At 69.2% G+C, this 14,538-nt stretch carries 11 protein-coding genes; 5 read left to right on the top strand and 6 right to left on the bottom strand.

The window, feature by feature from the left end; genetic code table 11:
• Window positions 1–11: 11 nt before the first annotated feature.
• A complete protein-coding gene (locus tag CMC5_RS00130) occupies window positions 12–611 on the bottom strand; it encodes a dihydrofolate reductase family protein (RefSeq protein WP_169796412.1) in 600 nt (199 codons plus the stop codon).
• Window positions 612–876: 265 nt separating this feature from the next.
• Here CMC5_RS00130 and CMC5_RS00125 point away from each other — a divergent pair, with 265 nt between their 5' ends.
• The 3 genes from CMC5_RS00125 to CMC5_RS00115 are packed head-to-tail and all read left to right on the top strand — an operon-like array spanning window position 877 to window position 3,081.
• Window positions 877–1,272 carry a YciI family protein gene (locus tag CMC5_RS00125; protein WP_050428507.1) on the top strand — a complete coding sequence of 132 codons (396 nt, stop codon included), beginning with the start codon at window positions 877–879 and terminating at the stop codon, window positions 1,270–1,272.
• On the top strand, window positions 1,269–2,537 hold the full coding sequence (locus tag CMC5_RS00120; RefSeq protein WP_050428506.1) for an RNA polymerase sigma factor: 1,269 nt from the start codon (window positions 1,269–1,271) through the stop codon (window positions 2,535–2,537). Before CMC5_RS00125 ends, CMC5_RS00120 begins: the two co-directional genes overlap by 4 nt.
• Window position 2,538: 1 nt before the next feature.
• Entirely contained in the window at window positions 2,539–3,081 is a 543-nt protein-coding gene (locus CMC5_RS00115; RefSeq protein WP_050428505.1) for a hypothetical protein, read from the top strand.
• On the opposite strand, the gene CMC5_RS00110 is transcribed toward CMC5_RS00115, so the two are convergent.
• Together CMC5_RS00110 and hemB are read right to left on the bottom strand one after the other, a co-directional pair.
• Window positions 3,078–3,512, bottom strand: a complete 435-nt coding sequence (locus CMC5_RS00110) for a hypothetical protein (protein WP_156337973.1) — start codon at window positions 3,510–3,512, stop codon at window positions 3,078–3,080. The genes CMC5_RS00115 and CMC5_RS00110 overlap by 4 nt on opposite strands.
• A 131-nt stretch (window positions 3,513–3,643) precedes the next feature.
• The gene (gene hemB / locus CMC5_RS00105) at window positions 3,644–4,627 is read right to left on the bottom strand and encodes a porphobilinogen synthase (RefSeq protein WP_050435604.1); all 984 of its coding nucleotides are present in this window, start codon (window positions 4,625–4,627) and stop codon (window positions 3,644–3,646) included.
• Window positions 4,628–5,029: 402 nt separating this feature from the next.
• Here hemB and CMC5_RS43815 point away from each other — a divergent pair, with 402 nt between their 5' ends.
• Entirely contained in the window at window positions 5,030–5,611 is a 582-nt protein-coding gene (locus CMC5_RS43815; protein WP_156337971.1) for a hypothetical protein, read from the top strand.
• Window positions 5,612–5,662: 51 nt separating this feature from the next.
• On the opposite strand, the gene CMC5_RS00100 is transcribed toward CMC5_RS43815, so the two are convergent.
• Together CMC5_RS00100 and CMC5_RS00095 are read right to left on the bottom strand one after the other, a co-directional pair.
• Entirely contained in the window at window positions 5,663–6,604 is a 942-nt protein-coding gene (locus tag CMC5_RS00100) for a CDP-alcohol phosphatidyltransferase family protein (RefSeq protein WP_050428503.1), read from the bottom strand.
• A gap of 61 nt (window positions 6,605–6,665) precedes the next feature.
• Complete coding sequence (locus CMC5_RS00095) at window positions 6,666–7,316, bottom strand: DUF4339 domain-containing protein (RefSeq protein ID WP_050428502.1); 651 nt, start codon at window positions 7,314–7,316, stop codon at window positions 6,666–6,668.
• Window positions 7,317–7,455: 139 nt separating this feature from the next.
• Here CMC5_RS00095 and cobA point away from each other — a divergent pair, with 139 nt between their 5' ends.
• A complete protein-coding gene (gene cobA, locus CMC5_RS00090; RefSeq protein ID WP_050428501.1) occupies window positions 7,456–9,177 on the top strand; it encodes a uroporphyrinogen-III C-methyltransferase in 1,722 nt (573 codons plus the stop codon).
• On the opposite strand, the gene CMC5_RS00085 is transcribed toward cobA, so the two are convergent.
• Window positions 9,140–14,443 carry a trifunctional serine/threonine-protein kinase/ATP-binding protein/sensor histidine kinase gene (locus CMC5_RS00085; protein WP_050428500.1) on the bottom strand — a complete coding sequence of 1,768 codons (5,304 nt, stop codon included), beginning with the start codon at window positions 14,441–14,443 and terminating at the stop codon, window positions 9,140–9,142. The genes cobA and CMC5_RS00085 overlap by 38 nt on opposite strands.
• Window positions 14,444–14,538 lie beyond the last annotated feature (95 nt).

Below are 14,538 nucleotides of genomic sequence, written 5' to 3'. Positions count from 1 at the left end.
AAAACCCGACGCTACCCCGAGCAAGCGTACCGCAGCACCACGTTCCCTGACGGGTAAGGCTTCGCCTCCAGCAGCTTCAACGGCGTGCGTCTCGTCACCCCACCGAGCAAGCTGCGACCGCTCCCGAGCAGCATCGGACCGACGACGAAGTGAACCTCGTCGACCAGCCCGTGCTCGAGAAGCTGCGACGCGATCGCGCCGCTCCCGAAGACCATCATGTCCTTGCCTGGCTGCTGCTTCAGCGCCGCGATGGCCTCTGGATCGAACTCGTGAAGGAGCTGCGAGTTCTTCCACGTCACCTCCTTCCGGGTACGCGAAAAGACGATCTTGGTCGCCTCTTGAATCCACACCGCCATGGCGTGCAGCCCCTCGGTGCGTCGCCCCTCGGCGTGAGGATCAGGCGCCGTTGCGGCATCCCCGAGGGCGTTGGGCCAGAAGCTCTCGAACATCTCGTACGTCCGCCGCCCGAACAGGATCGTGTCGGACGCTGGCATGCTCTCCACGCCCGCCCGATCGATCGCCTCATCGGGCACCACCCAGTCCAGCCCCCCGTCGGCCCCTGCGACGTACCCGTCCGCCGTCACCCGGTTGAACATCACGATCTTCCGCATGGTTCCTTCTGCCTCCTCGGTCGTGCTTCGACATGCAGGGTTGCACTGCGCGGCAGGCTGGCGCATCCCGACAGGCGGGCGCTTCGTCCGGTCGCGTGACCGCGTTCCCGCCGGACCTCGAGGGTTTCAACAACTTGCGTGCGGCCCGAGAAAAAATCACAGGAAGTGCGTCGCCCATGTCGAGAGCAGCCGCCGGGCTCCGACTGGGGGGTGAAAGCGCGCTCCACGGCAGCGCGCCCCTCGCAGTGAGACCAAGGAGACGACCATGAAATACATCCTGATGATGAACACCCCGACCGGCGGCGCCTACCAGATCGCGAGCTGGCCTCAGCAGGACATCAAGGCCCACATCGCCTTCATGATGAACTTCGCCCAGAAGCTCGGCGCCTCGGGTGAGCTCGTGGCGGCCGAGGGCCTGGCGGGACCGGAGCAAGCCAAGCTCGTGCGCGCCGGCAAGAACGGCGAGCCCATCACCGATGGCGTCTTCCCCGAGACGAAGGAGTTCCTCGCGGGCTACTGGATCGTGGACGTCGAGAGCCCCGAGCGCGCCTACGCCATCGCGGCGGAGGCCTCTGCTGCGCCTGGACCGGGCGGCGTTCCCCTCGACATGGGCATCGAGGTGCGCCAGGTCATGAGCGCGCCGCCCCCCGACCTCACGTGACGACCCCTGCCGCCCAGCCCGTCCAGCACCTCCTGCGTGACCTCGCGCCGCAGGTGCTGGGTGCGGTGGTCCGGAGGTTCGGCGACTTCGCCGCCTCCGAGGACGCCGCTCAGGAAGCCTTGATCGCCGCGGCCACCCAGTGGCCACGCGAGGGCGTGCCCGAGAACCCGCGCGCCTGGCTCGTCCACGTCGCATCCCGGCGCATGACCGATCATGTCCGCGCCGAGTCCGCGCGCCGCCGCCGCGAAGCGTTCGTCGTCAGCCTCATCCCCCTCGAAGATCAGCTCGCCCTCGCGCCGGACGAAGACGACGCCCAACCGCGCGACGACACCCTCGACCTCCTCTTCATGTGCTGCCACCCGGCGCTCTCTCCCTCCTCGGCCATCGCGCTCACCTTGCGCGCCATCGGCGGCCTGACCACCGCCGAGATCGCCAGGGCCTTCCTGATGCCCGAGGCGACGATGGCCCAGCGCATCAGCCGCGCGAAGCAGACCATCAAGACCTCCGGCGTACCCTTCCTGGTGCCCACGCCCGAGGAGCGCGCCGCGAGGCTCGGCGCCGTCACCCACGTGCTCTACCTGATCTTCAACGAAGGCTACACCGCGAGCGCCGGCCCCGCGCTTCACCGCACCGACCTCTCCAGCGAAGCGCTGCGGCTCGCGCGCATGCTCCTTCACCTCGTCCCCGACGACACCGAGGTGGCCGGCCTGCTCGCGCTCATGCTCCTGACCGACGCGCGGCGCGCCGCCCGGACCACCGCCGAGGGCGAACTCGTCCCGCTCGACGAACAGGACCGCGCCCTCTGGGATCAGGACGCGATCTGCGAGGGTGTCGCGCTTCTCTCTGCGACCCTGCCGCGCGGCGCGGTCGGCCCTTACCAGCTCCAGGCCGCGATCGCCGCCGTGCATGACGAGGCGCCCACCGCCGACGCCACCGACTGGCCCCAGATCCTCGGCCTGTACGAGCTCTTGCAGCGCATGACCCCGAACCCCATGGTGGCGCTCAACCACGCCATCGCCACGGCGATGGTCCACGGCCCGGCGGCGGGCCTCTCCTGTCTCGACGCCATCGCCGACGATCCTCGCCTTCGTGAACACCATCGCCTCGACGCGGTCCGGGCGCACCTGCTGGAGCGCGCGGGCGATCCTGCGGGGGCCATCAGGCACTACAGGCGCGGCGCCGAGCGCGCCACGAGTCTCCCCGAACGCAACTACCTCCTGGTCCGCGCCGCGCGCGTGGCCGAAGGTTCGCCCGAGGAGCGGTGACGTGACACGCTGGGAGCACAACGGTGGTGATCTGCGGGCCGCAGCGGACGGGCTCGCGAAGGCTCGGAGCGCGGGGGCCCTGCTCGGAATCGAGATCGAGAGCGACTCGCTCGAGAAGGCGCGAGACGACGAAGACACTCGGGACCGCGAGGGAGAACTCATCCGGAAAGCGTGGGAGACGGCGGTCGCGGTGCTTCCATCCGCTGCCGTCGGACGAAGAACGCGCTGGTCGCGGTTCGAGTTCATCCTCGAGGGAAAGCGCGGCGGGATGGGTGTGCTCGGAGAACGCCTCCTCACCGCGTTCAAGCGGGACGACGACTTGAGCGCCCTCGAGTGGCACCTGATCTTCACCGAGATCTTCGTCGCCGAGCCCGAGCGGACCTTTCTCTGTGACCCTGGCTACGACCTGCGCACCGCAGAGGGGATGAGCGCCATCGCCTGGGTCGAGCCGTATCCGGGCGCCGACTGGAAGACGTCACAGCGCCATCCGACCGTCACCTTTCTCCGGCTCGGCCCGCCCCTGAGTCAGGGTGCGCAGGACTAGTCCGGCAGCCCCTCCGGTGGGTCCGCGTCCACGCCGCCCACCACGAGGAGCAGCCAGTAGTCCGAGCAGCTCGCGTTCACGAGCGTGATCGTCCGGTCGTTCACGTCCTTCACCTCGACCTGGTTGCCGGCGGCGATCGCGATCGACTCCGTATCGGCGCCGTACCGATCGAACGACAGATACGCCAGCCACCAGCGCGGCATCTCGCCGAGCTTGTGCTGGATCTCGTAGCGCATGCCCCCCGGGAAAAAGAGCAGCTCCTGGTCTCGCTTCGGCGCGTCGAGATCCCAGGTCGCGCTCATGTACACGCCCGCCTCGACCGAGCCCTCGCTGTACCCGATCGCCGGGTTCGCATCGATCGAGCGGTCGCAGTTCCCTGGCCCGAGCTTCGAGAGCACGTTGCAGCCGAGGCCCGGCAGCGTGAGCGCCATCGTCACCGCCACGGCGGCGCCATGACACCTGAGCCCCGACGCGAGCGCACCCAGGAGCGAGCGCGAGCCGGTGCTACCCGTGCTGCGCCACCTGCTCCTCGAACCCTCCACCGGACCGCTTCCCTCGCGCATCACCCGATCCATCGGGCCGCGTCGAGCGCGTGGTAGGTCAGGATGAAGTCGGCTCCGGCGCGCCGGATCGACGTCAAGAGTTCCAGCACCGCGCGGCGCTCGTCGATCATCCCCCGCTCGCTCGCGGCCTTGATCATCGCGAACTCCCCGCTCACGTTGTACGCGCCGAGTGGCAGCGGCGACGCCTCGCGCACCTTGGCGAGGATGTCCAGGTACGTCAGCGCGGGCTTGACCATCAGCATGTCCGCGCCCTCCTCTTCGTCGAGCGCGGCCTCCCGCAGTGCCTCGCGGGCGTTGCCCGGGTCCATCTGGTAGCCGGCGCGGTCGCCGAACTTCGGGGCGCAGTCGGCCGCCTCGCGGAAGGGGCCGTAGAAGCTCGAAGCGTACTTCACCGCGTAGGACAGGATCGCCGTCGACGTCAGTGACTCCGCGTCGAGCGCGCGCCGGAGCGCGCCCACCCGTCCATCCATCATGTCGCTCGGTGCCACCACGTCCGCGCCTGCTTGCGCGTGGACCACCGCTGCCCGTGCGAGCACCTCCAGCGTCGCGTCGTTGTCCACGTCCATCTCGCCGCGCGCATCGGGCTTCAACACCCCGCAGTGGCCGTGGTCGGTGTACTCGTCGACGCACACGTCGGTGATCACCAGGAGTTCCGGCACGGCGTCCTTCATCGCCTTCACCGCCCGCGGCACCGGGCCGTTCGGATCGTAGGCGGCAGCGCCGATGGGATCCTTTTCCTTCGGCAGCCCGAACAGGATCACGCCGCCGATCCCGTGCTCCTTCGCGAGCCGGGCCTGCGCTGCCGCCTCGGCGACCGGGAGCTGGGCCACCCCGGGCATGGTGCTGATCGGACGGGGCTCGGTGAGTGTCTCGTGAAAAAAGAGAGGGAGGATCAGATCCGTCGGCGTCAGCGTCGTCTCGCGCACGAGCGCGCGGATGGCGGGGGTGCGCCGGAGCCTGCGGGGCCGCTTGGTCGGAAACACGGCCCGAGCATACCACCCGCACCGGGGATGCACGGAGGCGGAGCCAGCTTCGCGCGACATCCCAGCGTCCCTGGACGCGGAGAAGGTGGTGCGGCGCGTCCGGGCGGAAGCGGCCGTGTGCTCCTGGGCTCGCCTCGCTGCCCTCACGGAATCTGGAGGTGAAGGGGGATGAGGGGGCTCACGACCTCAGGCGCCGCGGCGTTCGCTCGGTGACCTGGGGGTGGGGGAGCCGTGACGCGACGAAGGGGTGAGGCGCGCGGGTGGCGTGGCTGGGAGGATGGGCGCGCAGGAGCGGTCGAGGCGTGTGGCGTTCCGGGAAAGGGTCGGGCTTCGTTTGAACTCATTGGCGTCTCGGTGGGGCGCTGCCTTCGAGGGGGGAAGGATGCTGCTGGAACGTCTTTCGTGGAGCACCATCGCCAGAGCTCGTCGAAAGGAAGACTTCTCACCGAGCGCGCGGGCTTCGGTGCTCTTCACGGAAGGTCGCTGGAGGCGCGCAAGCCGATCGGTTCGGTCAGCGGAAGGTCGCTGGAGGCGCGCAAAGGGTTTGGCGCCTTTAGCGAAATGTCGCTGGAGGCGCGCAGAGAGTTTGGCGCCTTTGGCGAAATGTCACTGAGGGCGCGCAAAGGGTTTGACGCCTTTGGCGAAATGTCACTGAAGGCGCGCAAAGGGTTTGGCGCCTTTGGCGAAATGTCACTGAGGGCGCGCAAAGGGTTTGGCGCCTTTGGCGAAATGTCACTGAAGGCGCGCAAAGGGTTTGGCGCCTTTGGCGAAATGTCACTGAAGGCGCGCAAAGGGTTTGGCGCCTTTAGCGAAATGTCACTGAAGGCGCGCAAAGGGTTTGGCGCCTTTGGCGAAATGTCACTGAAGGCGCGCAAAGGGTTTGGCGCCTTTAGCGAAATGTCGCTGGAGCCTTCCGAAAGAGGGGGGCGCTGTTGCCGACACGTCGGGAATGGAAACCGCTCGGATGCCGGCTTTCCCGAGTGAGACCAAGCACTTGGGGCTCGGCTCCCTGGAGCGTGGGCGTCGCCGCGCCCTTCAGGGATTCCGTCCTGCGTGGTTGGCGACGCCAGCGAAGGCCTCTCGAGACGCCTGGCGCTGGATCGGTTGCAAGATCAGGTAGAGCACACCGTTCAGCACGACGAGCCGGAACCCCACCAGCAGCTCGGGCCATCCCAGGGCGGTCGCCACGGTGAGCCCGGCCATCAGCGAGCCGACCCCGAAGACGCTGCGCCAGTGCTTCATGGCCCGCGCACCATGATGACGGTAGCGCGCCGCGCATGCCGGCTCTCCGGCGGGGACCTCGGCGAGATCCTGCACGGTGAAGGGATCGAAGCGCTTCACCCAGGCGCGCTGGCCACTCAGGTAACCCAGGTAGATGCGCCAGGCGACGTACCCGACGAGCCCCAGACCTCGGGCGCGCTCGGCCTCGAAGCGCGCTCGCGCTCGCGGAAGGTCCTCCGCCTCGCCGGCGCGCGGGGTGGTCAGGCGCAGCCAGACGTTCTTGTAGTGATCGTAGCCTGCGGTGTGCCGCGCGCTGGTGAACACGGTCGCACCCATCGCCACGAGGACGAGCGCCATCTCCCACGGTGCCCTCGCGCGCTGCGACACCACGAGCACCACGTGCCCCGCCACCACCGCGGAGATCGTCACCAGATCCGCGATGCCGTCGAGCATCCGGCCGAGCGCCGACGAGCTCCGGCGGAGGCGCGCCAGCATCCCGTCGGCGCAATCGAGCACGGTCGACGCGAAGATGCAGAGTGCGGCGAGCGTGAGGTGCCCGGGGAAAGGCCAGGCGATCAGCACCCCGCCGAGCACGCCCACCCCCATCGACGCGATCGTCACCTGGTCGGGCGTGACGGGCGTCGGCAGCAAGAGCCGGGCGAGCAGGTAGGCGGGCGGCCGATGGACGTAGACGTCGATCGGCTCCTCCACGTCGAGCGGCTTGAGCGCGGACAGGTAGCCTTGGAGCAGGCCCATGCAGGCCTCGGGCCGGTATCACGCTGGCGGAAGCCTCTCAAGCGAGAGCGGAGGCCACCCGTCAGGAGCGGTAGGTGGCGGTGGGAACGTACCTCGGCAAGGTGGGACGTGAGTCGCGTCCGGGCTCGGACGGCGGCCCGGCCATCCAGGCGGGGATGTGCGGGAGCGTGGGGCGTGTGTCCGGCTCGGAGTCGTCCGAGAGGGACGCCTCCGGCCCCGAGTCGTCGGAGGAGCGCGCGGCAGGCTCGGAGCCCTCGGAGGAGCGCGCGGCAGGCTCGGAGCCGTCGGCGAGACGGGACCTCGGCGCGGCGTCGTCGAACGACTGCCCGTGCGGTTCCTCGACCGTGTCGATGGTGTCCGGAGGCGGCGGGAGCCGTGTCTCCCGCAGGGCCTGGGCCTCCGCAGGCGGAGGGCCCGTCCAGGTCAAGGCCGGGAGCTGCACGGCGGCATTCCCCCGGAACTGCGCCGTGGGCACCTCGTCCGTGGCCGGGGGGGGCGGGGCCACCGTCACCAGCGCGATGTCGGAGAGCGGGCACCACACCGTCCACGATTCATTGCGGACCTGGCAATCCAGCGGCACCTTCCCGCTCGCGATGCCTCGCGCGAGCAGCTCGATGCTCACCGGACCGACGGAGCCGTCCTCCGTGGCGACATACCACCGATCCGAGATTCCCCCGGACACCGCCCCCGTCAGCAGCTTGACCGAGCGCATGAGACACGCTGCCTCCTCTGGTTGCCCTTCCCACCACCCGGTGGGTGCTATCGGTGGTTCGTAATGCATGGCGTCAACCAGGGAGCAGCGGGCTTTATGCGCACACTGCAGGGGTTGCAAGAGGAGCCAGGCGCACACGATGGGCCGTGAGCAGGAAATTGACGCGCTCGGGAAGGGGGCGCGCATCCCGAGCACATCGGGGGAGGCGCGCGCTGGTGTGGTGTATCTCGTCGGGGCGGGTCCTGGTGATCCAGACCTCATGACGGTGCGTGCGGTGGAGCTGCTCGCCACGGCCGACGTGGTCCTGCACGACGAGCTGGTGCACCCATCGCTGCTCGCGCAGGTCAGGCCCGACGCCGAGGTGCGGTACGTGGGCAAGCGAGGCCATGACCGGATGTCCAAGGACGCGAAGCAGGCGGCGATCGACGCCGAGCTCTGCGTGCTCGCACGCGCTGGCCGCAGCGTGGTCCGGTTGAAAGGCGGCGACCCGTTCCTCTTTGGACGCGGCTCCGAGGAAGCAGAGGCTCTGGCCCGGGCCGGGCTCCCCTTCGAGATCGTGCCCGGCGTGTGCTCGCCACTCGGCGCTGCGGCGTATGCGGGCATCTCCCTCACGCACCGCGATCTGGCGTCGAGCGTGATCATGGTCAGCGCCGTGAACCGCGCTGGCGCCCCCTACGACTGGAGCGAGCTTGCCAGCGTGCGCGGCACCATCTGCGTGCTGATGGGCATGAACGCCGTCGAGACGGTGGTCGCCGGCCTGCTGGGCCCCGGCAAGCGCGCGCCGGACGCGAAGGTCGCGGTGATCCAGTGGGGGACGCGGGCCGAGCAGCGGGTGGTGACCGGGCAGCTCGCCGAGCTGCCGGCGCTGGTGCGCGAGGCGCAGCTCGGGAGTCCGGCGATCATCGTGGTGGGCCGGGTGGTCGGGCTGCGCGAGACGCTGCGCTGGTTCGACAATCGCCCACTCTTCGGCAAGCGGGTGCTGGTGGCCCGACCACGACGGCAGTCCGGCGGCGCGGCGCGGCAGCTGCGGCTGCGCGGCGCAGAGGCGGTGGAGCTGCCGACGATCGCGATCGGGCCTTCGCCCGACCCGGCGCGGGTGACGGCGGCCGCGCGCGCAGTGGGCACTCATGATCTGGTGATCTTCACCAGCGACAACGCGGTGGAGCGGTTCTTCGCCGAGCTGACGCAGCTCGGTCGAGATGCCCGCGCCTTCGGGACCGCGCGCGTGGCTGCGGTCGGCGCCGGGACGGCCGCGGCGCTCGAAGCGCGGGGGGTGAAGGCGGACATCGTGCCCACCGAGTTCCGTGCCGAGGGGCTCGTCCAGGCGCTCCTCGACGATCCGCTCCTCTCGGCACGGCTGCGCGCCCATGCGCGCCATGCGCAGCACATGCCGAACACGACGGCACCGAACACGACGGCACCGAACGCTACGACGCCGGACGCGTTGGCGCCGGTGCGGGTGCTGCTGCCGAGGGCGCTGGTCGCCCGGGAGCTGCTCCCGGACAGGCTGCGGCAGGTGGGGTGCGAGGTCGACGTGGTCCCGGTCTACGAGACGCACCCCGTCCCGGCGGCGCAGCAGGGCGCGCTGATCGCGGCGCTGGAGGCACGTGCCATCGACGTCGCGCTGCTGACGTCGAGCAGCACCGTCGACAGCTTGTGCGAGCTGCTCGGCGCGCGCGCTCCGGAGCTGCTCGCGCCGGTGCTCCTGGCGAGCATCGGTCCGATCACCACCGCGGCGGCGATGCGGCGCGGTCTGAACGTCGCGCTGACGGCGGAGGTGAGCACCGTGGCGCGCTTGATCGAGGCCGTGGAGGCGTACCTCGTCACATCGCAGGGCGCCGCGAGATCCTCGGCAAGCTGACGATGAACTCGGCGAACTTGCCGGGGCGCGTCTCGATGAGGATGTCGCCGCGGTGGCCGCGGATGATGTCGCGGCTGATCGAGAGGCCCAGGCCCGTTCCCTCCCCCGGGGGCTTCGTCGTGAAGAAGGGGTTGAACACCTTGTCCACGATGTCCGGAGGGATGCCCGTGCCGTTGTCGCGGATGAGGATCTCGACGCTCCGCTCCAGCGAGCGGGTGCGGATCTCGATGACCGGCGTGTAGGACTCGTCGCTCGTCCTCCGCTTCTCGCAGACGGCGTAGAAGGCGTTGTTGATGAGGTTGATGAACACGCGGGTCAGCTCCGGCGGCGACACCTCGATGCTCCCCACCTCCGGATCGTAGTGCTCGTCGATGGTGATGGAGAGGCCGTTCTGGGTGCTGCTCATCCCGTGGTGGGCGAGCGTGGCGCTCTCCGACACGAGCGTGTTCAGGTCGACGCTCTCCCGCACCCCTGCCGAGCCGCGGGCGTGGAGGAGCATCCCGTTGATGGTCTGGTTGATCCGCTTGCCGTGCTGGTTGATCTTCGACGCGGCGCTGTGGATCTCCGTCAGCGTGCCGTCGACTTCCTGCAGCGTGTCCGCGTCGATCCGCTCGCGCTCCTTGTCGAGGAGGACATCCAGATCTCGGGCCATCTCATTGACCAGCTCGGCGAAGTTGTTGATGAAGTTGAGCGGGTTCTTCAGCTCGTGGGCGATGCCGGCCGTCAGCGTACCGAGGGAGGCGAGTTTCTCCTGGGCGATGAGCTGGGTCTGGGTGTCCTGGAGACGGTTCACCGTCAGGTTCAGCTCCTCGTTCCTGGCGTCGAGGGCGAGGGTGCGCTCCTGCACGCGGTGGTCGAGCGTGTCGTAGAGGCGTGCGTTCTCGATCGAGATCGCTGCCTGGGCGGCGAGCAGATCGAGCACCTCGCAGCGGCGCGGGGTGAACGCGCCGGTCACCAGGTTGTTCTCCAGGTAGAGGACGGCCACCGCCTTCTTCTGCTTGACGACGGGCATGCAGAGGATGGACCGGGGCCGTACCCGCTCGAGGTAGGGATCGCTGCGGGACTGACCGGGCTCGTTGGTGTCGTTCAGCACCACCCGCTCGCGGGTGCGCTCGACGTACCGGACGATGGACTGCGCGAACGCGACCTGGGCTTCGCTGTGAGGCCCGTGCATGACGACGGGACCCGCGGTGTCGCTGCTGCGATCCAGCTCGACGACGCCCTGGCTGTCGCCGCGGAGCAGGAGCAGGCCGCGCTGAGCGCCAGCGCTCTCCAGGATGGTGGTCATCAGCTTGCGCAGGAGATCATCGAGGACGATCTCGCCGGAGATGGCCTGCGAGGCCCGGAGCACGGCGGCGAGGTCGAGCGACTCGGCGTCGTGCTCTCCCTGAGTGCTCGGGGGCGGCAAGGCGTCGCCGTAGCGGTGGTCGATGTCGGCCACCTTGGCGTCGGCGCCCCAGCGTGCCCAGGCCGCGCGCGCGTCGGCGAGGCAGGCGCGCGCGAGGCGCTTGCGCCCGAGCTTCAGGTAGAAGCGCGCACAGAGCTCGCTGGCGAGCGCCGCGTCCTGCAAGAACTCGCTGCGGACCGCCTCCTCGATGGCGCGCTCGTACAGGTCCGTCGCCTCCTCGTTCCGCCCTTCGACGCGGGCCACCTCGGCGCTGAGCAGGAGGTGCTTGTGCAGGAAGTTGGCGGGCCCCTCTTCCGCCCAGATGCGGAGTTCGTCGCAGCACAGCGAGAGCATCAGCCGCTCGCCGTCCAGATCCACGCCCTCGTCCACGTCGACCGGGGTGCCATGGAGCGCGGCCAGGGCGAGGCCCTGGTAATAGATGAACTCGGCGATGATGACGTGACCGAAGATGCCGCGGAGCGCCCGGCCGCCCTTCTCCAGCAGCGGCCGCATCGCCGCGAGATCGTGGAACGCCACCGCCACCTGCAAGCTGATGACACCGTTGCACGGGACGATGTTGATGTAGTGCGCGAGCTTGCGGTCGAGCGCTTCTTCGCCGAGCAGCTCCTCGTCTTCGGGCGAGATCGCTCCATGCTGGAAGATCGTCCAGCCGCGGAGGAACATGCAGATCCCGTTCGTCATGTCGACGAGGCCGGTGCGGTCCGCGAGGCCATGGTGCTTCCAGGCGCGCTCGGTCGCGCCGCGGATCTCCTCGCCCGAGAGATACGACAGCCACACGTAGAGGAGTGAGCTGTAGCCGGCGATGGTCAGTGCGCCCGACGCGAGGCTGTCGACATGCGCGCGCTCGAGGAGCGGCAGCGAGCGCCGGATCGGCTCGTGCCAGGGGTTGAGGTAGCTCGCGAGACCCCACAAGGCGGTGGGCCGCATGGTCGGCCCGTCGAGGTGCTCGGTCAGCTCGCGCGCGACCTTCCCGAAGCGGTACGCGGTGGCGGCGTCACCGCAGTGATCGATGAGGATCAGCCCGTAGTTCCAGTACCCCTGGCTCGAGCCCTCCACGTTGCCGTACTCGATGGAGAGGTTGATCGAGGTGAGCGCGAGGAGGTGGAACAGCTGGGGGTAGAGGCCACCGCCATAGATGGTGGCGTGGGCGAGGAGGGACATCCGCGCCTTGTGCAAGGGATCGTCGGAGGCCGGCAGCGCGGAGAGGGAACTGATGTCTCTCGTCTTCAGCGCACCCTGGAGCCGCATCGTCTGCTCTTCGATGGCCTGCTGCAGCCCGTCGTCGTCGGGCAGCGCGAGCCCATAGAGCTTCATCGCCTCGCGCGCCATCCGGATCGACTGCTCGTACTCGCCGCGGCTGCTGTAGAGCGCCTGCTTCAGCCCGTAGATGGCGCCCTTCTGCGTGGCCGAGGTGGCGTGCTCGAGCACCACGTCGAAGCCGGCATCGGCGGCCTCGAAGCGGCCGAGCATGAAGTCGCAGGCCGCGAGCTGGCGGTGGATGCACGAGGCGGTGTCGTGATCGTCGCGCCAGGCCTCCTCGTCGAGGAGGCCACGTCCGAGCGTGAGGTAGCTCGCGGCGGAGGCGAAGGCGCTCGAGTCCTTGGCGCGCGTCCCGGCCAGGAGGTTGAGGCGCGCGAGGCCCATGCGCTCGTCGCGGATGGCGATCAGCTCGGCGCCGAGGTTGAGCTGGTTCACGATGTCGAAGATGCGCGCGTCGAGGCGCTCGGGTGGGGTGGCCGCGTGGAGCAGCCGGCCGATGGTCAGGTGCAGCTCCTTGCGGCTCGGTGCGGAGAGGAGGGCGTAGGCTGCCTCCTGGACGCGATCGTGCAGGAACTGGTAACGCGCCGTCGAGAGATCGTCCTTCCGGAAGCCCGCGGTGTTCGCGAGGTGGAAGGGCTCGTCCAGGGAGAGCACGAGCCCCTCCCGGATGGCCTCCCGCAGATCGGCGGACGCCTCGCGCAGCCCCTTGTCGAGCACGCCAGCGAGGGTCTTCAGATCGAAGACGCCGCCGATGCACGCCGCGAGCTCCAGGGCGCGGCGGGTGCGCGCCGAGAGCTTGCGGATCTTGTCGGCCATGAGGGTGGCGACGTTGTCGGTGATGTCGAGGGACTGGATGCGTTCGGTGTCGAAGTGCCAGCCGCCCCGCTCGGCGTCGTGCTCGATCAGGCCCCGCTGGTGGAGCGAGGTGAGGAACTGCTTGACGAAGAAGGGGTTGCCTTGCGTCTTCTCGAAGACCACCGGGCTCAGCTCGGCGGCCACCTCCTTGTCGCCGCCGAGGCTGTCCTCGATGAGGCGATAGACGAGGAGAGAGGAGAGCGGCTGGAGCGAGAGCTCCTCGAGCTTCACACGCTGCTCGCGGAGCGTGGTGAGGGTGGAGGCGAGGGGTGAGGTCTCGTCGACGGCGTTGTCACGGTAGGCGCCGATGATCAGCAGATGCTGGGTGTTCGCGTCGCTCAGCGTGAGTTCGAGCAGCCGCAGCGAGCCCGTGTCGGCCCAGTGGATGTCGTCGAGGAACAGGACGAGGGGGTGCGCGGGGCGCGCGAGTGCGCCCATGAGCTGCTGGAAGGTGAGCTGAAAGCGGATCTGTGACTCGAAGGGGCCGAGCTGCGGGACGGGAGGCTGCGGTCCGATGAGCAGCTCGAGCTCGGGGAGGACGTCGATGATGACCTGCGCGTTCGAGCCGAGCGCGGTGCGGAGCTGCGCCCGCCGATCCGCGAGCGTGGGCTCCTCTTCGGCGAGGATGTTGCGGATGAGGGTCTGCAGGGCGCCGATGAACGCGCCGTAGGGAGCCGTCGAGAGCAGGTCGAACTTGCCCGTGCAGAAGTAGCCTCGCTTCACGGAGAACGCGCGCTGGGCTTCCGCGACCAGCGCCGATTTCCCCACGCCGGAGTAGCCAGCGACGAGCAAGAGTTCGGTGCTGCCCTGGCTGGCGCGCGCGAAGGCGTCGGTGACGAAGGCGCGTTCGTTCTCGCGGCCGTAGAAGCGCTGTCCGATCTGGAAGCGGGCGGCGCTGTCGTGGTGGCCGATGGGCAAGTCGGGAACCGAGCCGGTCTGCCGGAGCTGGACGAGGCAGGCGCGGAGATCGGCCTGGATGCCGAAGGCGCTCTGGTACCGGTCCTCGACGTCCTTCGCCATGAGGCGCTGGACGATCTGGGAGACGGCGAGCGGGATGCGGGGGACGAGTTCGGTGAGCGGCCGCGCCTCCATCGCGAGGTGGTTGCCGACCAGGGTGACCGGATCCGTCTCCTCGAAGGGGCGGCGCCCGCTGAGCATCTCGTACAGGGTGATGCCGAGCGAGTAGAAGTCGGTTCGCTGATCCACGGCGCGATCGATGCGGCCGGTCTGCTCGGGCGAGATGTAGTGGAGCGCGCCCTCGATGCGCACGGGGATGCGGTCGGGCGCGAGGTGCGCTGTGAACTCGAGATCGGTGAGCTTCACCTGCTGGCTCGCCAGGTCGACGAGGATGCTGGTGGGCGCGATGGCGCCGTGGACGATGCGGTTGTGGTGCAGCCCGTGCAGGGCACGGGCCGTCTGCGAAGCGATCTCCAGGGACTCTTCGAGGGTGAGCCGCCTCGAGGCGAGGAGGCTCTTCAAGGTGCAGCCCGCGAACCCCTCCATCACCATCACCAGCCGACCGCCCATGCGCTCGATCGCCTCGACGCGGAGCAGGTCGGAGGGGGCGATGCCCTTGATGATCTCGTGGCCGTGCCGCAGCCGCTCCAGATCCTCCTGGGAGAACCCTTCGCGCATCAGAACCTTGAGGAGGACCGGTCGCGAGCCCTGGTAAGCGCGGTAGACGAGTTCCCCTCGCTCCTCCGAGAACAGGCCGGTGACCGTGAACCCTTCGATCGAGAGCATGAGCGTCCCTCGGCGTTCGAGGACAACGGTAACGGATAGCCGCGCTCCGGGAGCATCACAAGCGGTGTGGGGCGCGCGAGGGACGCGCGCGTGCA

The sequence above is a fragment of the Chondromyces crocatus genome (genome assembly GCF_001189295.1).
GTDB lineage: Bacteria > Myxococcota_A > Polyangia > Polyangiales > Polyangiaceae > Chondromyces > Chondromyces crocatus.
Note: the sequence above shows the minus strand (reverse complement) of the source record. Positions and strands in the feature narration are given on the sequence as shown.

Bases quoted from the DNA above. Each gene is read 5' to 3' on its own strand.
- CMC5_RS00125 (WP_050428507.1), top strand. From the start codon at position 877: ATGAAATACATCCTGATGATGAACACCCCGACCGGCGGCGCCTACCAG.
- CMC5_RS00100 (WP_050428503.1), bottom strand. From the start codon at position 6,604: ATGGGCCTGCTCCAAGGCTACCTGTCCGCGCTCAAGCCGCTCGACGTG.
- CMC5_RS00110 (WP_156337973.1), bottom strand. From the start codon at position 3,512: ATGGCGCTCACGCTGCCGGGCCTCGGCTGCAACGTGCTCTCGAAGCTC.
- CMC5_RS00085 (WP_050428500.1), bottom strand. From the start codon at position 14,443: ATGCTCTCGATCGAAGGGTTCACGGTCACCGGCCTGTTCTCGGAGGAG.
- CMC5_RS00130 (WP_169796412.1), bottom strand. From the start codon at position 611: ATGCGGAAGATCGTGATGTTCAACCGGGTGACGGCGGACGGGTACGTC.
- cobA (WP_050428501.1), top strand. From the start codon at position 7,456: ATGGGCCGTGAGCAGGAAATTGACGCGCTCGGGAAGGGGGCGCGCATC.
- CMC5_RS00095 (WP_050428502.1), bottom strand. From the start codon at position 7,316: ATGCGCTCGGTCAAGCTGCTGACGGGGGCGGTGTCCGGGGGAATCTCG.